The sequence below is a fragment of the Massilia sp. 9I genome (assembly GCF_902506415.1).
In the GTDB taxonomy this organism is placed as follows: domain Bacteria; phylum Pseudomonadota; class Gammaproteobacteria; order Burkholderiales; family Burkholderiaceae_D; genus Telluria.
On the sequence record NZ_LR733275.1, the window covers coordinates 1554908 to 1574610 of the forward strand.

At 61.2% G+C, this 19703-nt stretch carries 23 protein-coding genes; 10 read left to right on the plus strand and 13 right to left on the minus strand.

The annotated features are described in order from the left end of the window. Position 1: 1 nt before the first annotated feature. The gene (locus GV068_RS07085; protein ID WP_159696660.1) at positions 2-592 is read right to left on the minus strand and encodes an isochorismatase family protein; all 591 of its coding nucleotides are present in this window, start codon (positions 590-592) and stop codon (positions 2-4) included. Between the two features lie 89 nt (positions 593-681). Here GV068_RS07085 and GV068_RS07090 point away from each other — a divergent pair, with 89 nt between their 5' ends. Beyond that, the gene (locus tag GV068_RS07090) at positions 682-1746 is read left to right on the plus strand and encodes a serine hydrolase (RefSeq protein ID WP_159696661.1); all 1065 of its coding nucleotides are present in this window, start codon (positions 682-684) and stop codon (positions 1744-1746) included. A gap of 30 nt (positions 1747-1776) precedes the next feature. Here the strand turns inward: GV068_RS07090 and GV068_RS07095 are convergent, their stop codons facing one another. Beyond that, positions 1777-4554 carry a pitrilysin family protein gene (locus GV068_RS07095; RefSeq protein WP_159696662.1) on the minus strand — a complete coding sequence of 926 codons (2778 nt, stop codon included), beginning with the start codon at positions 4552-4554 and terminating at the stop codon, positions 1777-1779. Positions 4555-4723: 169 nt separating this feature from the next. Further along, positions 4724-5887 carry a PQQ-dependent sugar dehydrogenase gene (locus GV068_RS07100; RefSeq protein ID WP_159696663.1) on the minus strand — a complete coding sequence of 388 codons (1164 nt, stop codon included), beginning with the start codon at positions 5885-5887 and terminating at the stop codon, positions 4724-4726. A gap of 277 nt (positions 5888-6164) precedes the next feature. Between GV068_RS07100 and GV068_RS07105 the strand changes: the two genes are divergently transcribed. From GV068_RS07105 to GV068_RS07120, 4 genes are all read left to right on the plus strand, one after another. Beyond that, positions 6165-6566 carry a DUF882 domain-containing protein gene (locus GV068_RS07105; RefSeq protein ID WP_229463845.1) on the plus strand — a complete coding sequence of 134 codons (402 nt, stop codon included), beginning with the start codon at positions 6165-6167 and terminating at the stop codon, positions 6564-6566. Positions 6567-6570: 4 nt separating this feature from the next. Next, positions 6571-7368: a hypothetical protein gene (locus GV068_RS07110; protein ID WP_159696665.1), complete on the plus strand. Its 798-nt coding sequence runs from the start codon at positions 6571-6573 to the stop codon at positions 7366-7368. Then, a complete protein-coding gene (locus GV068_RS07115) occupies positions 7365-7670 on the plus strand; it encodes a hypothetical protein (RefSeq protein WP_159696666.1) in 306 nt (101 codons plus the stop codon). Before GV068_RS07110 ends, GV068_RS07115 begins: the two co-directional genes overlap by 4 nt. Before the next feature lie 88 nt (positions 7671-7758). Continuing rightward, positions 7759-8181, plus strand: a complete 423-nt coding sequence (locus GV068_RS07120; RefSeq protein WP_159696667.1) for a hypothetical protein — start codon at positions 7759-7761, stop codon at positions 8179-8181. 42 nt (positions 8182-8223) lie between these two features. Here the strand turns inward: GV068_RS07120 and GV068_RS07125 are convergent, their stop codons facing one another. Both GV068_RS07125 and GV068_RS07130 read right to left on the minus strand, forming a co-directional pair. Then, positions 8224-8811, minus strand: coding sequence for a hypothetical protein (locus GV068_RS07125; protein ID WP_159696668.1), 588 nt, complete (start codon positions 8809-8811; stop codon positions 8224-8226). A gap of 3 nt (positions 8812-8814) precedes the next feature. Beyond that, positions 8815-9354: a hypothetical protein gene (locus GV068_RS07130; RefSeq protein ID WP_159696669.1), complete on the minus strand. Its 540-nt coding sequence runs from the start codon at positions 9352-9354 to the stop codon at positions 8815-8817. Positions 9355-9483: 129 nt separating this feature from the next. Here GV068_RS07130 and GV068_RS07135 point away from each other — a divergent pair, with 129 nt between their 5' ends. From GV068_RS07135 to GV068_RS07150, 4 genes are all read left to right on the plus strand, one after another. Beyond that, a complete protein-coding gene (locus GV068_RS07135) occupies positions 9484-10785 on the plus strand; it encodes a M20/M25/M40 family metallo-hydrolase (protein ID WP_159696670.1) in 1302 nt (433 codons plus the stop codon). 109 nt (positions 10786-10894) lie between these two features. Next, positions 10895-12328, plus strand: a complete 1434-nt coding sequence (locus GV068_RS07140) for a sorbosone dehydrogenase family protein (protein ID WP_229463847.1) — start codon at positions 10895-10897, stop codon at positions 12326-12328. Between the two features lie 15 nt (positions 12329-12343). Further along, positions 12344-12787, plus strand: coding sequence for a thioesterase family protein (locus GV068_RS07145; protein ID WP_159696672.1), 444 nt, complete (start codon positions 12344-12346; stop codon positions 12785-12787). A 35-nt stretch (positions 12788-12822) separates the two neighbouring features. Further along, positions 12823-13161, plus strand: a complete 339-nt coding sequence (locus tag GV068_RS07150) for a hypothetical protein (protein ID WP_159696673.1) — start codon at positions 12823-12825, stop codon at positions 13159-13161. A 552-nt stretch (positions 13162-13713) separates the two neighbouring features. On the opposite strand, the gene GV068_RS07155 is transcribed toward GV068_RS07150, so the two are convergent. Continuing rightward, positions 13714-14091, minus strand: coding sequence for a DUF427 domain-containing protein (locus GV068_RS07155; RefSeq protein WP_159696674.1), 378 nt, complete (start codon positions 14089-14091; stop codon positions 13714-13716). A gap of 197 nt (positions 14092-14288) precedes the next feature. Beyond that, positions 14289-14987, minus strand: coding sequence for a glutathione S-transferase family protein (locus GV068_RS07160; RefSeq protein WP_159696675.1), 699 nt, complete (start codon positions 14985-14987; stop codon positions 14289-14291). Positions 14988-15152: 165 nt separating this feature from the next. Between GV068_RS07160 and GV068_RS07165 the strand changes: the two genes are divergently transcribed. After that, the gene (locus GV068_RS07165; protein WP_159704688.1) at positions 15153-16064 is read left to right on the plus strand and encodes a LysR family transcriptional regulator; all 912 of its coding nucleotides are present in this window, start codon (positions 15153-15155) and stop codon (positions 16062-16064) included. A gap of 90 nt (positions 16065-16154) precedes the next feature. Here GV068_RS07165 and GV068_RS07170 read toward each other — a convergent pair whose 3' ends face one another. From GV068_RS07170 to GV068_RS25460, 6 genes are all read right to left on the minus strand, one after another. Beyond that, positions 16155-16535 carry a hypothetical protein gene (locus tag GV068_RS07170; protein WP_159696676.1) on the minus strand — a complete coding sequence of 127 codons (381 nt, stop codon included), beginning with the start codon at positions 16533-16535 and terminating at the stop codon, positions 16155-16157. Positions 16536-16623: 88 nt separating this feature from the next. After that, positions 16624-16848 carry a DUF1040 family protein gene (locus GV068_RS07175; RefSeq protein WP_159696677.1) on the minus strand — a complete coding sequence of 75 codons (225 nt, stop codon included), beginning with the start codon at positions 16846-16848 and terminating at the stop codon, positions 16624-16626. A gap of 161 nt (positions 16849-17009) precedes the next feature. After that, on the minus strand, positions 17010-17345 hold the full coding sequence (locus tag GV068_RS25455; RefSeq protein ID WP_159696678.1) for a lysozyme inhibitor LprI family protein: 336 nt from the start codon (positions 17343-17345) through the stop codon (positions 17010-17012). Positions 17346-17500: 155 nt separating this feature from the next. Further along, a complete protein-coding gene (locus GV068_RS07185; protein WP_159696679.1) occupies positions 17501-17872 on the minus strand; it encodes a hypothetical protein in 372 nt (123 codons plus the stop codon). 587 nt (positions 17873-18459) lie between these two features. Continuing rightward, a complete protein-coding gene (locus tag GV068_RS07190) occupies positions 18460-18762 on the minus strand; it encodes a hypothetical protein (RefSeq protein WP_159696680.1) in 303 nt (100 codons plus the stop codon). A gap of 125 nt (positions 18763-18887) precedes the next feature. Then, entirely contained in the window at positions 18888-19325 is a 438-nt protein-coding gene (locus GV068_RS25460) for an energy transducer TonB (RefSeq protein ID WP_159696681.1), read from the minus strand. Positions 19326-19703: the final 378 nt, after the last annotated feature.

Below are 19703 nucleotides of genomic sequence, written 5' to 3' on the forward strand. Positions count from 1 at the left end.
GTCAAGCGTCGCCGGTTCCAGCCTGTAACAGGTCGATGATGGCGCGGGTGGAGCGCACCCGCCCCATCTTCGGGAAGATGTGCTTGCAAGCAAAGTGGTGCGCTTCGGCCTCTATGCTGCTCATCGCATCTTCCGCGAACACCAGCTTGTAGTTGCGATCGAAAGCGGCGCGCGCCGTCGATTCGACGCCGAAGTTGGTGGCGATGCCGCCCAGGATCAGCGTATCGATGCCGCGCCGGCGCAGCAGCTGGTCCAGTTCAGTGCCGTAGAACGCGCCCCACTGGCGCTTGGTGACCACGATGTCGGTCGCTTCCACGCCGGCAAGCTCGGCCAGTTCCGAGGCATCGTAGGGTGGCGCGGCCGCACCTGGCGGGCGCATCGGCGCATCGGCCAGCGGGGTCGGCAATTCGTTCAGCAGCACCCGCACGTACACCACCATCGCGCCGCGGCCGCGCATTTCCTGCGCCAGCAGCACGCAACTGCCGACCGCCTGCTCGGCGCTGTAGGGCGCCAGTTCACGGTTGACGTTGCTGTTTTGCAAGTCGATCAGCACGAGCGCCGTGCGCGCCAGGTTCAAGGCTTGTTCGTTCATGGCCGTCCTCCTACGCGCAGTATGGCGATTTCGTGCCCCTTCCGGCGCACGCGGCTACAATGCCCCGACCACGTCTATTGGGAGTCCGCATGCAACGTCGCTACTTTCTTCACCTTTCCTCGTTCGCCGCGCTCGGCCTGCTGTCCGGCTGCGCCGCGGTCGCGAACCTGACCACCGGCCCGCTGATCGAGCGCCACGTCCCCAAGGATTACAGCGGCGTGGTCGCGGTGCGCAAGGATGCGCGCTCGACCCTCGTCACCCATGCCAGCGGACTGGCGCTGCGCGAAGAAAAGCAGCCGATGACGAAGGACACGCGCTTCCTGGTCGGATCGATGAGCAAGTGGATCAGCGCCGTCGCCGTGCTGCGCCTGGCCGACATGGGCAAGCTCGACCTGGATGCGCCGATCGCGCGCCACCTGCCGGAACTGCCGGCGGCGAACGGCGCGGTTACCCTGCGCCAGCTGATGTCGAACCGCAGCGGCATCCCGAACGGCCTGGCCGAAGCGCTGCGCAAGGACCGCGCGGTCGAGAAGCTCGAGATCGGCCCGGTCGAGGCGGCCCTGCGCTTCGCTACCGGCACGCCGACATCGGCGCCGGGGCAGCAATGGGATTACTCGTACACCAACTGGATTTTGGTCGCGGCCGTCGTCGAGCGCGCCACCAAGGAGCAGTTCACGGAGGTGGTGGAAGAACTGGTGCTGGCGCCCGCCGGCGTGCGCGACACCAGTTTCGCCGGCACCGGCTACGAGGACGAAGTGGGCATGGCGGTGGCCTACAACGCGGCCGGCCAACGCAAGACCGCGGCCGTGCCGCCGATGGTGGCGGCCAGCGGCACCCTGTACAGCACCGCGCGCGACCTGGTGGCGATCGCCGACAGCGTCTACTTCACCAAACTGCTGTCGGACAAGTCGCGCCAGGCGCTCTCCACCGTGGTGGTGCCGTCGGAAGAGTACGCGCTGGGCGGCAAGGTAAAAACCGTCAACACGAAAAAAGGCGCCCGCTCCCTGGCTTGGGAAGCGGGCGCCATCGGGGGCTACAAGACGCTGCTCGCCTACGACCCGGCGGACGGCCGGGCCGTGGTCCTGCTGAACAACACCGACATGCAGCAGTCGGATCAGGCGAAGATCGCCTTGGCGCTGTTCGACGACATGTAAGGTGGACGGCGGCGCCGTCCACCCCGCACATCACTGGACAGGCTTGCCGTCGGCGTCAATCTTGCGGACTTCGCCGACGTTCAGCGCACGGATGTCCGATTCGATCTTGCTCAGGTCACCCACCACGACCCACACCAGGCGGTTCGGCGTGAAGCTGCGGGCCGCCAGCGCATTGGCCGCTTGCGGAGTCAGCGACAGCGCCTTCTCGGTGAAGGTGTTGTAGTAGTCCTCCGGCAGGCCATACTGCACGATGTTGGTGTAGGCGCCGGTCAGCTGGCCGGCGGTCTCGAAGCTGCCCGGCAGGCCCAGCGTGTTGTTGGCCAGGGCCGCCTTCAGTTCGTCCGGCGAGATCGGTTTGCCGCCCGCGATATCGCGGTACTCGCGCACCAGCTCCTGCAGCGATTCACGGGTCTTGTCGGTCTGCACCGGCGAGACGCTGATGAACGGACGCTGGCCGAGGGCCGGCTGGAGCTGGCTGTAGACGCCGTAGGACCAGTGCTTGTCCTCGCGCAGGTTCATGTTGATGCGCGAGCTGAAGGTGCCGCCGAACACATCGTTGACGATTTCCAGCGGCAGCGCCTCCGGATCGTTGCGCGGCCCTGCCAGCTGGGCGCCGACGATCACGCTCTGCAGCGCGCCCGGACGGTCGACCAGGTAGACCACGCTCTTTTCCGGTGCGGCGACCGTGGTCAGCACCTTCTTCGGCACTTCGCCGGCCTTCCAGCCGGCGAAGGCTTTCTCGAGCTGCGGCTTGACTTCGGCCAGGGTGGTGTCGCCCACCACCAGCAGGGTCGCGTTGTTCGGCTTGAACCAGGTGGCGTGGTACTTCGCCAGGTCGTCGCGGGTCATGCGCTTGACCGCTTCCTCGGTACCGGTGCCGGTGAAGGGCTTGGCGTACACGTGCTGATTGCCGTACAGGATGCTCGGCAGCACGCGCAGGGCCATCAGCTGCGGCACGGTCTTCTCGCGCGCGATCGCGGCCAGGCGGTCCTTCTGCAGGCGCTCGAACTCGTTCTGCGGGAAGGCAGGGTTCAGGATCAGGTCCGAATACAGGTTCAGCGCCTGCGGCATGGTGGCCTTGAGCGTGTTCATGTAGACGATGCCGCTATCCAGGTTGGCGCTGGCGCCGAACTGCGCGCCCAGGCTCTGGAAGGCTTCGCCGATCTCGAGCGACTTGCGGGTCCGGGTGCCTTCTTCGAGCATGCGCATGGCCAGGCTGGCGACGCCCGGCTTGTCCGCCGCATCCGAGGCATAGCCGCTGTCCACCAGCAGCTGGAAGTTGACCACCGGTGCGTCATGGCGCTCGGCCAGCACGACCTTCAGGCCGTTCGACAGCGTCATCTTCTGCATTTCCGGCAGCTTCAGGGCCATCGGCTTGCCGAGTGCCGGCTCCTTGCTGCGGTCCACGCCCGGCTTGCCCGCCGCCAGGCCAGTCGGGTACGGGTCGACCTGCAGGACGAAGTCGCCATCGCTCAGCCAGTCGTTCATGGCCTTCTTCACGGACGCCGGGGTGGCATCCTTGACGCGCTGCAGATAGACCTTGTAGCAGTCCGGATTGCCGGTATAGGTCTGGCACGATGCCAGCAGGTCGCTCTTGCCGCCGAAGCCGCCAACGCGCTCGGTCATGCGGGCGTAGCGCGCCAGGATGGTGGTCTTCGCCAGGCGCAGTTCGCTTTCCGTCGGGCCGCTCTTCATCAGGGCCTTGAGCTCTTCGTCGGCGATGCGCTCCATCTTGGCGGCGTCGGCGCCCGGACGCGCGGTCAGGGTCATGTCGAACTGGCCGCCGATCTCCGAACCGTCGTTGCTGCCGACCGCGCTGGTGGCCAGCTGGTCCTTGTACACCAGGCGCTTGTACAGGCGCGAGGTTTTGCCGCCGCCCAGCACCAGGGCCGCCAGGTCGAGATCCGCTTCTTCCGGCGTATTCGCGCCCGGCACATTCCAGGTGCGGTAGATGCGCGACTGCGGCACGCGGTCCTGCACGGTGGTACGGTGGGTGCCGGTGCGCTTGGCGATCCAGGCTTCATGCTTGGCCAGCGGCGGGCCCGGAGGAATGTGGCCGTAGTACTGCTCGACCTTCTGGCGCGCCACTTCCGGCGTGATGTCGCCGGACAGCACCAGCACGGTGTTGTTCGGGCCGTAGTTCTTCTTGAACCAGTCCTGCACGTCGGTCATCGATGCCGCGTCCAGGTCTTCCATCTTGCCGATCACGGTCCAGGAGTACGGGTGGCCGACCGGGTAGGTGTTGTTGACCAGCAGCTCGTAGGCGACGCCGTAGGGCTGGTTCTCGCCCTGGCGTTTTTCGTTCTGCACCACGCCGCGCTGCAGGTCGAGCGTCTTCTTGTCGACGGTGCCGAGCAGGTGGCCCATGCGGTCGCTCTCGGCGAACAGCGCATAGTCCAGCATCGAGGTCGGCACGTTCTGGAAATAGTTGGTGCGGTCCTGGTTGGTGGTGCCGTTCAGGTCGGTCGCGCCGATCCCTTCCATCGCGTTGATATAGGTCTTCTTGAAGTTGTCGCTGCCGCCGAACATCAGGTGTTCGAACAGGTGGGCGAAGCCGGTCTTGCCGACCTTTTCATTCTTGGACCCGACGTGGTACCAGGTGTTGATCGCCACCACCGGCGTCTTGTGGTCCTCGTGGACCAGCACCGTCAGCCCGTTCTTCAGGGTGAACTTGGTGTACTTGACGTCAGGGATGGGAATGTCGGGCGTGCTGGCCTGTTTGGCCGGGGCCGCGCCGGCGGCGGAAACGCCCGTGGCGAGCGCGAGCGCTACTGCCAGGCGGAGACTGCGACGAAGGGATACTGCCATGCTGCTCCTCCAATAGGATCATCCGGTTCAGGATGGAAAACGGCGGGTTGCCGCAAACCGGCCGGCCAGTGCGAGCTGGCCGGCCAATCCTTGCATTCTAGGCAGCTTTTGTTATTGCAACAAAGAATAAATTTGGCGTGGAAATGAATCCATGCCATTGGCATTGCTTTTACTGCGGAACGATGCGCAGCAGGCTGCCCTGCGCCTCATCGGTCAATGCATACAGCTGCCCATCCGGCCCCTGGCGCACGTCGCGCACGCGCTTGCCGATCTCCAGGCGTTCCTGCTTCACCACCTTGCCCTGGGCGTCGAACGCCACCCGGCGGATGTCCTTGGACGCCAGCCCGCCCGAGAACAGGCTGCCCTGCCATTGCGGGAAGCCCTTGCCGGTGTACCAGGCCAGGCCCGAGGGCGCCGGCGACGGCACCCAGGCCACCAGCGGCTGCACCATGCCCGGCACCACTTTCACGCCGATCGGCTCGCGCGAACGGTAGTCGGCGCCATAGCTCTGCAGCGGCCAGCCGTAGTTCTTGCCGCCTTCGATCAGGTTGATTTCGTCGCCGCCGCGCGGACCGTGTTCGCTGGCCCAGACGCGGCCCTGGGGATCGACCGTCAGGCCCTGGATGTTGCGGTGGCCGATGCTCCACAGCTCCGGCAGCGCGCCTTGCTGGCCCGCCAGCGGATTGCCCGGCGCCGGCTTGCCGTCGGCCGTGAGGCGCAGGATGGCGCCGTTGTCGCTGCCCAGGTTCTGGGCCTGCTCGCGCGCCAGCATATTGCCGACGCGCTGGGGCGGATTGCCGCCGTCGCCGATGCTCATCAACAGCGTGCCGTCCTTGAGGAAGACGATGCGCGAACCGAAGTGCTCGCCGCCGCTCTTCGATGGCGACGCCGTGAACAGGGTCTTGATGCCGTGCACGCGCCTGCCGTCGAAGACGCCCTGCACCAGCACCGTCCGGTTGGCATCCATGGTCCCGCTGGCCATCGTCATGTACACGCGCGGATTCGGTCCCTTGTCGGCCGGATGGATCGCGATGTCGAGCAGGCCGCCCTGGCCTTCGGTGAACAGGCTCGGCAAGCCTTCGACCGGAACGTTCGTGACCTGCTTGCCGCTCACCAGGTGCAGGCTGCCCTTCTTGCCGGTGACGAGCATGCGGCCGTCCGCCAGCCAGGCCATGCCCCAGGGCTGCGGCAAGCCATCGGCGACGGTTTCCAGCTTCCAGCCCTTGACCGCCGGCGGTTCGCCGCTCGGTTCCAGGCCCTGCGCCATGGCGCTCGAGCACGCCATCGTGATCAAGCTGGCAACGGACGCGGCAATTAATTGATAACTCGTCATGAAGATATCTCCCTGGATTGGTCAAACCATTAACGAAGTGGCCTTTTTACCGCATTTTCCTGCGTTTTCTCTGCACGTTTAACACAAGAGGCGTAGAATTCACGTTTCAGCGAACCAGCCATAAGGATCCCATCCGATGATGCAACGCCGAGCATTCCTGAAGTCTTCCCTCCTCCTTGCAGTACCCTCCCTCAGCATCCCAGCACTTGCCAAAACAGCACAAGCCGTTCCCGGCGAGCGTACCCTGCGCCTGTATAACACGCATACCGGCGAGAAGGTGAACACGACGTTCTGGGCCGACGGCGAGTTCGTGCAAGACGGGCTGAAGGACATCAACAAGGTGCTGCGCGACCACCGCAACAACAAGGTGGCGCAGATGGATCCTGAGCTCCTGCTGCTGCTCTCCCAGCTGAACGACAAGCTGGACAACAGCAACCGTGAACTGCACATCATTTCCGGCTACCGCTCGCCGGAGTCGAACGCCAAGCTGCACGCCGCTAGCGGCGGTGTCGCCAAGCACAGCCTGCACATGGAGGCGAAGGCCATCGACATCCGCCTGCCGGGCAAGGACCTGAAGATGCTGCACAAGGCGGCCATGTCCCTCAAGGGCGGCGGCGTCGGCTACTACGCCGATTCGCAGTTCGTCCACATGGACACCGGCCGCGTCCGTTACTGGTGATCCCATGACGCGGCTCCTGGTCCGCGTTATTCTCAGCCTGTCCGTCCTGGCCGGGCTTCCGGCTGCACATGCCCAGACGGGCGGGCAGCCGGCGACGGTCAAGGTGCAATCTACCCGCGACCCGGTCGATAAATCCTACCGAAAAATGATCAAGGGCATGGAACGCTTCGCGCGCGAGCATGCCCTGGCGCCGAATGCGCCGCTGCGCTTCCAGTTGCTGCCGCGCCTGCCGACGGTGGACATGCGCGGCATTAGCTTGCGCATTGCCGGCGACAGCGTCAGCGTGCCGGTCCCGATCGCGCCCGACAACAGCTTCGTCCTGCCGCGTAACGAGGTCGCGCTGCGCGAAGACGCCGCCGTGGTCGCCAACCGCAAGACCACCAGCATGACCTGGCGCGCGCAGATCATCACGCCCGGCCTGCCAGCGGGCACGCGCCGCCTGGGCGACATGCGGCTGGAGTGCATGGTCGGCGTCGAGGCCGGGCTGGTGTCCAACAGTTCGCCGCTATTCGCCTGGATCTCGAATGCACTGACCTCGCCAGATCAGGTCTGCAACAGCCCCAACGGCAATTACCTGTTCTTCGCCGAGCGCCCCGTCTTCGCGGTGCGCCTGCGCGCAGGCGAGCGCGTTGAAACGCTTCCCTTCAACATGCTGTACGCCGGCGGCGAACAGACCAAGGCGGACCTGCAGTACTGCGACTGCCAGGTCATGCTCGACCGCACCTTCTATGCGCCGATCTGGGACAAATCCTGGCCGGACGATACCCTGGTCGAGTTCGAATACATGGAGGACGCGCCATGAAGCGCACCGCATTGTCCTTCTGCGCCCTGCTCCTGCTGGCCGGCTGCGCCAGCACGTCCGCGCCGCCCGGCACGCAGGTGGCGGCCGAGCGCCTGCAGCAGGCCGTCGTTCCTGGCACGACCACCAAGGCGCAATTGCTGGCCGCCTTCGGTCCGACCAAGAGCGTCGTGTTCGACAGCGGCTACGAAACCTGGGTCTACCAGTCGCCGGCGGGCGGCGGACGCTTCGCCGAGTTCGTCGTGCTGATCAATCCTGCCGGTATCGTCACCAAGACGCGTACGCGCGAGGCGGACCAGCCCTGAGGACAGGGCGCCTCCTATTACCTGCCGGGTAATTGGCGGTCCGCGCCGGAGGAAGGACACTGAAGGCTCCATCTTTCAAGGAGCCGACATGAAACACCTTCTTCCTTCCAAATTCCTGCAACGCGTGCTGCTGGCCGATGCGCTTGTCAGCATGCTCGTTGCAGCTCTCCAGCTGGGGCTCACGCGCAGCCTGGCGGGCTTGCTGGGCCTATCCCACGACGTGCTGTTCGAATCCGGCGTCTTCCTGGTCGGCTACGCCTTGCTGCTGGTCTGGCTCGCGCGCGGCAAGCCGGTACCGTCACTGCTGCTCTGGGGACTCGTGATCGGCAACGCCGGCTGGGCGCTCGGCTGCGTGGCGGTTGGCGTGGCCGACCAGCCGGGCGTGCTCGGTGTCGCCTTCCTGCTGGCCCAGGCGCTGACGGTGCTAGTGTTTGCCGGCCTCGAATTCGCCGGCATCAGGGCTTCCACGGTGACAGGCGGCGTGAACGCGACAGGCGCCGCGCTGCGTTGAAGAAGTGCAGGCCTGCCTTGCGTATCCGCCGGAGCGGATTCGTCAAGGCATGCCGAGCGTCGACATGTCCCAAGGGCTTCGGTCTTCAGGAAAAACAAGTTGGGCATTATCCTTAAGCATATGCCCCAGTATGGTCCTGAGCAGATCGAGTGCAAGCGTCAATGCCTGCATTGAACCCGCGCCGAAAATGTCAGGATAACGTCCATCGACGCCATCCAGGCATGCCGGACAAGCCCACGTGCGTTCGTCGACTTGATATGGCTCGCCGATTTTTGCCTCGATGATCGTTTCGGTGCCGTCGGCGTGCAGCCATAAAATGCGCTCGGAGGCGATGAACTTAGGTGTTTCAATGCGGCGGGGAACCACCTCTCCCCGCACCCTGCCGGCCGAAGGCGGACGGCTTTTCAGCATGATCATGAAGCGCTCGAAGTTGTCCCGCAGAGCATCCTCATCGGCGTATTTTGCGAAGAACGCACCATACAGTCCGCGCGCGGCATCGTCGTCGCCAGGCTGTGGCCGCGCCACGCCCAGATCATCGGCCATCCAGTCGGTGACGGCCTCAAGATCGCCGCCGATCCTGGCGGCGCCGTAAATGTAGCGCCCCATGCCTTCGAAGTTCATCGTTGCCATGCTTCAGCGCTTCTCTTTGTTGATCATCTGCAGCAGCTTGAAGGCTTCGCTCTCGATCGCCGGCTGCGCATCCGCCAGAGCCTTGCTGGCATTGACATAGGCGGCGCGCGTGCGTTCTTTCTTTTCTTCCGGCGGCACCACCGGCTTCGTGCCCGGGAACATGATCTGCGCGCTGCTGTTGTACCTGGCCTGGATGACTTTCTTGCCGTAGGGCGTGTTATAGAAGCGGGTCATCTCGGTGGCCGTGTCAGCGGAGATGACGGGCGCGAGCGGCGCGGCGAGGCGGCGGTACACCTCGGCCGGCGGCGTCCTGTCGAGCTTGGCGAAGACCTCCTTGCGCTGGGCTTCGCTCGGGTAGCGGCTGCGTCCGGCGACGCCCCGCAGAACCTTTTCGACCTGCATGGAGGCAAGCAGGTCTTCCACGGCTTTCACATGGGCGGGATTGGTCGCCGCAGCCTGCGACGGGGCAGCGGCGGGCGCGGCGAACGCGGCGTTGCCGGCGACCAGGGAAAGACCGAGCAGGGCGTGGACAGCAAACTTCATGCGTTTCCTTTCAATGAGGATGTGATCGCGGTCCAGTGTAGGGGAGTTGTTGCTCTGCTCGCAAGCGTGTTTTGTTGCGTGCTCTTGACCGTAGTAAAGTTGTGCATCCCCACCGCATAGGATGCCCACATGCCGCGCAAGCTCGCCCTTTCCTTTGTATTGACAAGCCTTCTCGCCACTGGCGCCCATGCTCAGAGCCTGTCCCCGGTCGAGCAGCGCATCGCCGCCGAGGTCAAGGCCTGGCAACCGGAAGCCATCAACCTGCTCGAGCGCAGCGCGCGCATCAACAGCGGCACCCTGAACCTGGCCGGCGTGCGCGCCACCGGTGAAGTGTTCCGCAAGGAGCTGGAGGCGCTCGGCTTCAAGACGGTCTGGATCGACATGCCGCGCGCGATGGGCCGCGCCGGCCACCTGGTCGCCAACCGCACGGGCAAACAGGGCAAGCGCCTGCTGCTGCTCGGCCACCTCGACACCGTGTTCGAAGCCGACGCGCCGGGTCCGCTGTGGGAACGCGAGAGCGACACCACCGCGCGCGGCCAGGGCGTGGGCGACATGAAGGGCGGGAACGTGGTCGTGATCGCCGCCCTGCGCGCGGTGCAGCGCACGGGTGCGCTCGACAACACCACGATCACCGTGGTCTTCACCGGCGACGAGGAAGAAGCCGGTCACCCGCGCGAGATCTCGCGCCGCGACATGGTCGAGCTGGCCAAGCTGAGCGACGTGGCCCTGAGTTTCGAAGGCGCCGTCACCGGACCAGGCGGCCAGCCGATGGCGACAGTCGGGCGCCGCGCCACCGCCAGCTTCGACCTCGACGTCACCGGTCGCCAGGGCCACTCGCAAGGCGTGTTCGGCAATGCGGGCTATGGCGCCGTGTACGAGGCGGCGCGCATCCTCGACGGATTCCGCCAGCAAGTGGTGGAGCCGGGCCTCACCTTCAACCCGGGCGTGATCCTGGGCGGCACCGACGTCGCCTACGACGAGGCGAATGCGAAAGGCACGGCTGCCGGCAAGACCAACGTCATCGCCAACAAGGTGGTCGTGCGCGGCGACCTGCGCTACCTCGACTACGCCCAGCGTGACCGCGCCCACGCGCGCATGCGCGAGATCGTCGGCCAGAGCCTGCCGGGCGCCAGCGCCTCGATTACTTTCCGCGATTCCTATCCGCCGATGGCGGTCACGCCCGGCAACCTGAAGCTGCTGGAGCTGTATTCGCAGGCCAGCAGCGACGCCGGCCTGGGCACGGTGGGCGCGGTGCCGCCGACCGCGCGCGGCGCCGGCGACATCCAGTTCGTGGCGCCGCTGGTCGACAGCCTCGATGGCCTGGGCGCGAGTGGCGGCGGGGCGCATTCGCCCAACGAGCGGGTCGACCTGACCTCGATGGAGCGCTCCGCGATCCGTGCCGCACTGTTGATGTACCGCCTGACGCGCTAAAGGGGCGCACACCGCTGACGCACGCGAATGGCAAGGCCTGCCGTTTCGCTGGCAGAATGCAGTACTGGACGAACATCGGGGAGCTGTCATGCGTGCGTGGACTTACCTGTTGATCCTGATCGCCTTCTGCCTGAGCGCTTGCGGTGGAGGCGGCGGCAATCCCGGCACGCCCGGCCCATCGACACCGCCGCCGAGCGCCACCACCGGCTCGCTGGCCGTCACTATCAGCGGCCTGCCGGCGGGCGTTAATGCCTCGGTGCGCGTCATGGGTCCCGCCAGCTACCAGCAAGACCTGACCGCGTCGCAAACCCTGTCCGGTCTGACGCCAGGCACCTACACCTTGGCTGGACCACCCATCACTGCTGGCGGCGTCACCTATACGCCCTTCCCTAGCGGACAAAGCGCGGTTGTCAACGCTGGCACCACGACCAACGCCACCATCGCCTACACCGGCGCGAGCGTGAATATCGCGCTGAGTCAAGTGGTGGCCAACCTCGACAACCCGACCTACCTCACCGCGCCAGCAGGAGATGCGCGCCTGTTCGTGGTCGAGCGCCCAGGGCGCATCCGCATCGTCGAGAACGGCAATACGCTCGGCATACCCTTCCTCGACATCAGCAGCCGCGTGTTCACGGGCGGAGAAGGTGGCCTGCTGTCGATGGCCTTCGATCCGGATTACGCTCGCAATGGCTACTTCTATATCTATTACACCGATCCGCAGCAGAATATCGTAATCGAGCGCCTCAGCGTGGGCAGCAACGCCAACCAGGCCGACCCAACCTCGAGCCTGCCGATCCTGCGCATTGCGCACCCGACCTACACCAACCATTTCGGCGGCCAACTCGCCTTCGGCCCGGATGGCAACCTGTTCATCGGTACCGGTGACGGCGGCGGTGCCGGTGACCCGCTCGGCAATGCCCAGAATTTGAATTCCCTACTCGGCAAGCTGCTGCGAATCGATGTGCGCGGCGCATCCGCCGTCCAGCCCTACACTATCCCCCGTGGCAACCCCTATAACAGCCAGCCCAACCGGCGCGCCGAAATCTGGGCCTCGGGACTACGCAACCCGTGGCGCTTCTCCTTCTCGTCGGGAATGATTTTCCTTAGCGATGTGGGACAGGACCGGCGCGAAGAGGTGAACATCAACGCTGCCGACGCGGGCGGGCTCAATTTCGGCTGGAACACAATGGAAGGTACGCTCTGCTACAACGCCACCACCTGCGACCGCACAGGCCTGATCCTTCCTGCCTTCGAATACGATCACGGCACCAACGACGCCAACGGCTGCTCGATCACGGGCGGCTTCGTCTACCGCGGCAGTGCCATTCCGAACCTCGGAGCCGTATACTTCTATTCCGACTACTGCCGCGGTTTCCTGAAAAGCTTCCGCCCCATGGGCGGCAGTAATGTTGGTGAGCAACGCGAGTGGAACGTAGGCAACGTCGGCAATGTGGTCTCCTTCGGCGAGGACGGACAGGGCGAGATGTACCTTCTGACGTCGGGCGGAATCGTCTATAAAATCGTCAGGTCGACCACTCCCTGAGTTTAGAATAGAGAAATGGCACGCTTACAACTCACCTTCCCCGAAGACCAGTTCTACTATTCCACCCCGATGTCGGTGCGCGTCACCGACATCAATGCCGCCAACCACCTCGGCAACGACTCGATGATCTCAATGATCTCCGAGGCGCGGGCGCGCTTCCTGTTCGAATTCGGCGTGGCCGAGACCGAACGCGACGGCACCGGCATCATCGTCACCGACCTTGCCACCACCTACCGCGCCGAGGCGCATGCGCGCGACCAGCTGCTGTTCGAGGTAGGGGTCATGGACTTTAACAAGTACGGCGGCGACATCATCTTCCGCATCACCCGGCCACGCGACCGCACGCTGATCGCCATGGCCAAATCGGGCTTCGTGTTCTACAACTACAAGAGCAGCGAAGTCGTGATGATGCCGGAGGAGTTCCAACGCAAGTTTGACCGGGTAAACTGGGTCGACTGAACCGGTTTTGCCGAATTGACCGTCAGGGCGCACCAATGCGGATAGCCACCATACGAACGGCATTCAAGGCTATCGCCATTTACGTTGCCCTGTCCGCTGTCTTTGCACTGCTCTGGCTAGCTTTCGCGTACCCTGACCTTCCGACCAGTCCCACACAATGGGCCGCTGTTTTCCTGCTCGCGTTGCCGGCGCAACTGCTGTTCGAATGGCTGGCGTCTCGCTTCTGGAATACGCGGCTAACGAAAATCGTCGATGAGCGCACCGCCGGACAGCGCCTGTCGTTGCTGCGCATTGGGTATGGGCTCGTAGTGACCGTGGCCGGTCTCGGCCTGGTGTTTGCGGTCGGCTACGTGTTGAAAACGCTGTTCGGCTAGCGGGACGGGCCCGCCCTCAGCTCCTGCGACTCAGCCCAACAACCTTCTCGGCCTCTACCTGGCGCCTCACCCGCCCGTGCGACCGCAAGCGAATCGCCATGGCCAAGTTGGGCTTCGTTTTCTACAACGACAAGAGCAGCGAGGTCGTGATGATGCCGGAGCAATTCCAGCGCAAATTCGACCAAGTCAGTCGGGCGACTAAGAATTGCTGGTAATGGCAATTAGGATGTGTACATAGCCAACGAACAACAGTCCGGCATAGAGGGATTTTCGCAAATACGCTCGTTCTTCAGCTGGATCTCTACGGGTGAACAGGCGTGTCCAAGTCCCTGCGAAGTCATGTAGATGATCGACCAGGGTGTTCTTGCGGCCTCTTCGCAGCCGCATATACCGGAACATGAAGACCCCACATGCGCTAATCGCTATGACGGCCGGCGCAAGCAAAATCGCGCCTACTATCCACACAAACATTTTGCTCTTGTTCCCATGTTCTGTGAGAGCGGTCGCGCGAAATTGCCTTCTCTACCATTCGCGCGCGTCGACAAAGCCCTGTTAACCCTGGGCGACGTTGATAGCGTCAACCCGGTCAGGATAGAACGCCAGGTGCGAAGCTATTTGGTTGACTGCAGAAAACGGATGTTCATAAGTCCATACGGCATTCACGCCACGTTCTCCGCCCGATCGAATATTGTAGTAAGCGCAGTCCCCTTTGTAAGGGCAATACGTTGCATGTTCGGTGCGCTCAAGCTGATCCATGCGAACGTCTTCGCGCGGGATGTACAGGACAGCCGGATAGCTTGCTTCTTTCAGGGATAGCGCTCGAGTGCTGTCCGCAATGACAGTTCCACCCACGGTTACGGTAATGCGGCGAGACTCGGGCGTGATCGTGATCGGATGGTCCGGCCCAGGCAGTTTCATGGTCTTGTTCATACGACACAGTCCAAAAAATTGTGAGAAGAGGCGCGGCAGGTAATGCATCTGCCGCGTCAAACCTTGACCTCAATGTCACCATACCGACCGTAGCCGGTCAAAAGCAGACTACCACGGTCACCGCGCTACCGACCCAAGTAGACCCGTTCAAACGCGCGAAATCCATTGCTTGGACAGCGCCCGACTTCAAGCTTGGATCAAGCCTCGTTATCCAGTTCAGGGATGCCACTGCTACGATCGGCATACGCGGCCTGGAAGCTCGGACGCTGCTGCCAGCGCTGCCAGTAGGCATCCAGGAACTCGAAACGCTCGTCCAGCGGCGTGGCATTCACCGGGAACTTCGAGAACGCGATCGCAGTTGCCAGCGTGATGTCGGCGAAAGTAGGCTCATCGCCCCCCAGCAGCCATTTGCGTCCGTCCGAAAGATGCTTGTTGACGAGTGCAGCATGGGCCAACGCTTCTTTGCGGCAGTGTTCACCCCAGGCTTCGTTCTTCGTCAGTTCGAGTTTGAAGCCGAGACCGGTATGCAGAACGTGGAAAGCTGTGACGATGCGATACAGGATGTGAACCCAGATGCGGTTATCCCACATGTTGTCCAGGCCCTGTTCCAGCGGCGTGTCACCCATGATCTTGCGGCCGGGGTAAGACTGGTCCAGGTAACGAACGACCGCTGCCGTTTCGGAGATGTAGCTACCGTCAGCGAGCTCGAGGGTCGGTGTCTCACCCCAGGCATTCATTTTCAAGTGGCGCCAGCCACGTTGTTCACCAACTGGCGTCATGTCGTAAATGGTCTCTTGGAACTGATCAGCAATTCCCTTTTCATGCATGAACAGGCGCAGGCGTTGCGGGTTGGGGAAAGCCGACGGCGAGGTGTAAACGTTCAGTTTGCTAGTCATTTTGCAGGTCCTTTTAGTGTGTCGATGTGTAGGCCAAACTGTGTACCTGCTTGTGTAGCGTGGCCTTGGCGCGTTATTGCTGAAGCAGTGAACGTACTTTAATGCGTCGTTCTTGATTGATAAACCGTGTGATAATCAATTCATTTATTACAAACGGTAATGAATATGGCAGCGGGCGACCCACGGCAACTTGGCAGCATCGAGCAGTTTTGTAGAGCAGCGGAGACTGGTAGCTTTACCAGTGCAGCTGAGATTCTTGGTTTGACGCCGGCCGCGGTCAGTCGATCGATCAGCCGGCTCGAGCAGCGTCTTGGCGTGCGTCTTTTTTTGAGGACTACCCGCGCCGTCAAGCTGACAACGGAAGGAGAGCTTTATTGGAAGGAATGTCAGCTAGCACTCGAGCAAATCGCCGAGGCTGAGCGTGCGATCACAGGTGCGCAAACTGTTCCCAGCGGACCACTACGCATCAGTGTTAGTGCTGCTTACGGGACGTTTCGGTTGCTGCCTTTAATGCCCAAGTTTACCGAGCTTTATCCTCAGATCGACATCGAGATCAGCATTTCCGACAAGATAATTGACTTCGTCGAAGAAGGCTTTGACCTGGCAATCCGGCTTGGCATTCAACAAGATTCACGTCTTGTCGCATTCAAGCTTGAGGACGCTATGGTAGGGGTATTTGGTACCCCAACATACCTTGCAAAAAAAGGTGTACCGCGCAGTATTGATGACCTCAGTGAACATGATTGTATCCAGTACATATCGCCGAATACAGGGCGCCCCCTGCAGTGGCTGTTCACCGATGAACACGGTACCTTCATCGAGAAGCCGATAACGAGCCGGATGCGCGTGCTTAACGATGCGTTAGGGGCTGTCGCTTGGGTGAATGCGGGCGGAGGCCTTTATCAAACCTACCGCTTTGCAGTAGGCGACGCCTTGAGGCGTGGTGACCTTGTAGAGGTCCTTCAAGAATATGGCGGCCGCTCCCGCCCGTTTTCGATTCTCTACCCCCAGAATCGTCACCTGTCAGCGCGAGTACGCGCATTTGTAGAGTTCTTGCGCTCAGCAGTGAAATCTTAGGTTGTAAGATGCGTGCAATATCGAAGCCGTAGCTTCGAGCCTGCTCAGCCGCACGCTGTACATGCTGCTCTCAACTCAAACCGGACATCCTTATCGCTTCCTTATCCGGTCATTCAAGCCCCTGGCGCCGCTGCCTATGAGTGTTCCGAGAACAAATCCAATGGAAGCCACACCTAGCGACCAACCGAAGAGAACTGGAAGCATCATCCTTCCAAGGAAACCGATACCATTGAGTGTGATAGCGGTCCAAATGGTGAAACAACTCATCCCCAAACCCAAGCCAGCAAGAAAGGGAAGAAACGATACTGTGATGGCCCCTGCACAGGCAGAGATGATGAATTCATAGACAGACGCGTCGATACCATTTTCTGGCTGCATACCACTGACGATTGCCCAAGCGAGAAAAGCGCTCATACCCAGTGCTACGCCAGGTAGGCTTTTGAGCCTTCCGGTGATTGTCAGCGACTTCATGAACATGTTGACGAAAGTATCGTTAGGCCAATGTCCGCTCGTGGCCGATTGCGGACCTATTGTAGCGTCCGCTTCCGACCCGAAGCAGTCATTTACCGGCCGACTTTGCAGATCTATCAACCTGAATCTGCTCAAGGTAACGAACCAGCCCTTTGTAAAGACTGCTGTCTTCGATTGAAAATACATCACTTAAACCGGGCTCGCGAATGCGTGCGGCGTTGTAGATGAGCTGGCCCAACCGCAGATCCGGCTCAAGTGTCCATACTTCGCGCAGCAGTTCGAGTACCTCGTCAATTCTGGCCGGATCGCGCATTGTGGGGATTTCCTGAAGTGTTAAAGATCCAGTGACCGCTTGTGGCCGAAGGCGGCCGTTTAGCTCAAGCATAGCAGGTCGCCAGGACCGAAAAATCGCGGACTGTCACGTAGGGCTGCTACCGACCCGAAGCGGACAGTCAACCAGCCCTGGATGACCTACTATTTTTTTCCGTCGTCACCCATTCTGTAGGTACCGGCCTTGTCTCGAAAGAATGAGTCTTCCAGAGCAGCAACACGTTCCTGGGTTCGCTGGATTTGACAGTCAAGTGGCTGTGCGCTGAATGCCCATGCACAGTCAAGGTCTCGGTATTCAATCCAAGCCCGCTGAGCCTTCCGAAGCTTGACTTGTTCATCGGAGGCCATAAGGCTAAGGATCCGCTGGTACGTTGTATTCAGCCGTTCATTCGCATTAGCTAGTTCGGCTGGCCGAGTGTCCTGAGCTAGAGCGGTCCCTATAGTAAGGGTAAGCAAAGTGAGGCAAGCAATGGATTTCATTTTCTGTTTAGATTAACTCGAGCTTAATCCGAGGGCGCGCAACGACTGCTCCTGGCCGATTGCGGACCTATTGTAGCGTCCGCTTACGACCCGAAGCGGACGTTGGCTAGTGTCAGACGTAGACTGTAGCGAGCGTAGTTTCGTCTCGCAATTTCCTACATAAGTTCAGCGTACAAAAGCCGGAGTATCTCGTCGCCTGCGTTTGAATTCGCAAGCAGATAGCTACCGCTCCAGTTGTCCCACCCGCTTGAAATCTCAAGCTCGGCACGTAAAAACGACGGACTTATGCCTTCGTCGAGTCCAGCCACGGTGTCCCCCTGCCTAGAAAATCCGAGTTCGTTTTCAAGTTTGCCGCACACCTGTTGGTATGCCACGGAATCGTAATCGCCGAACTCGAGAGTTACATGTCCGTTAGCGGCGATGGACAAAGATGGGTTCATAGTGATGTGTTTATGGCTGAGTTCAGACAACAATGCGTTCTCGACGTAGGTCCGCTTCTGGCCGAACCCGGCCATTCGACTCAGCATATCAGCTTGCCGACCTGGAAAAGTCGCAGGCTGTTACGGCAGGCCGCTCTCGACCCGAACCGGACGTAACCTGTAGCGTCCGATTATCCGATGTCACCTACCGCTTTCAAACGGGCGTAGCTCTTCAATGCTAGGTAGAAACCGGAGCGCTTCACCTCCGAGACTGTAGAACTCGATTCCGCTCAACAGTCCACCGCTCTCAAATATAAAAGCGCCGCTTACTTCGTTCCCTTCGCCGACGAAGTAGTCACCCAGAATATGAACGCCGGCCGGCGGCAAAGGCTGCCCCTGTATCTGGAAATTGATACTTGCGCACCCGCATGGACATTTCCATGAGGTGACTTCTGCAAGCTCGAGCTGCGGCAGAAACGCTGACGCTTCAGGGGTGCCGTGTTCAAGCATCCATCGAGCTAGGCGCAGCTCATTAGATGCCAATGCTCGATTTCCTATTGGGTTATCCATGAAGTCTGCTCAACTGATTGTTGTTTCTAATACGGTAGGTCGCGTGCGCTTGCGCCACTGTCCGCTTCTGGCCGTTTGCAGACCTATCGTAGCGTCCGCTACCGACCCGAAGCGGACGATGGACTTCACGCATCTTCAAGATCGGAAGCCCAGGCAGGATATGCATCCCAAGTAGCGTAGTGACACACGAATTCAGCCTTGGTCTCTCTAGAGCTACGTTTCGAGGCAATCATCTCCAACAACTCAGTTACAAGCTCAGCTTCGAGAAAATAGACAAAGCCTTCTTCCTTATCGTGCCGCACGACCGTGTCGTCCTTTCCAAACTGGACGATCTTCGCCTCACTGCTCAACTGGAACGGTTCGCGCGTGTAGATCACGGATTGCTCCGGCATCTGTCCAACAAGAAAAATCGCATCTAGAAGCTGCATATGACCTCAAGAGAAAGTCCCGAGCTACATCGTGACCGTCCGCTCCTGGCCGATTCCGGACGCCCGGATAGGGCGATGTGGACCGGTGCAGTTAGCAACGTCAGAACCGAGCTTTATTGGCTTGGCTACTCCAAGGTCCAGACATATTGAAGCAAGACCCATTCTTTCTTAGGTTGGCTGTCTTGGGGCGCTACTTGAAGCTTGCAACGGGCAGTGGCCTCCAAGGCAGCCTTGTCTTGTATTGGGTAGCCGCTTGATTTGAAGATCTCCTTTTCAAGAACAGTCCCATCCGTGTCAATGAGGAACTTCATCGTGACCGTTCCCGTCATTTGTTTGCGGAGTGCTGCATGCGACCAAGCAGGTCTCTCGCAAGGCATGACTGGCATCGCTGAACGAAGCTTCGGAAGCGTACTAGCCGTTTCGGGAAGAAGATCGTTGCTGGCTGACGTGTTCGTCTGCGCTGCACACGCGGGCACAATGATCGCGCCAAATATCAGGAAGCTATGTAAGCTCCGATGTAGGCTTGCTGGCCCAGCAAAATGAAAGTGAAACATCTTATGCATGCGTTGCTCGTTCGCTAGAAGAATGACGCTACGCCCTGGTTCAGCGAGGCCGTCGGGATCAGCATAGCAGTTTGCTAGTGATGGAAAGTCACGAACATTCACCAAGGGCAGCTACCGACCCTAAGCGGTCTGTGAGTTGCCTTGTCTTAGTACCTCTACACCAAGGCTCATGGGTGGATACATATGCCTGACGATTAGCGTTACTCCGGTTTCCAAAGCGACTTCAATAGCAGAGTCAGGGCCTTCTCCCAATGCGTCCCAGACCCTCACCCCGGCGACCATCGCAGGTAGACACTCCTGAATTTCGTCTAGCCGCTCTAGTGTTTGCAACACCTCTGGCACTACTGAAGGCGGTGGTAACTCCTGAACATCAATACC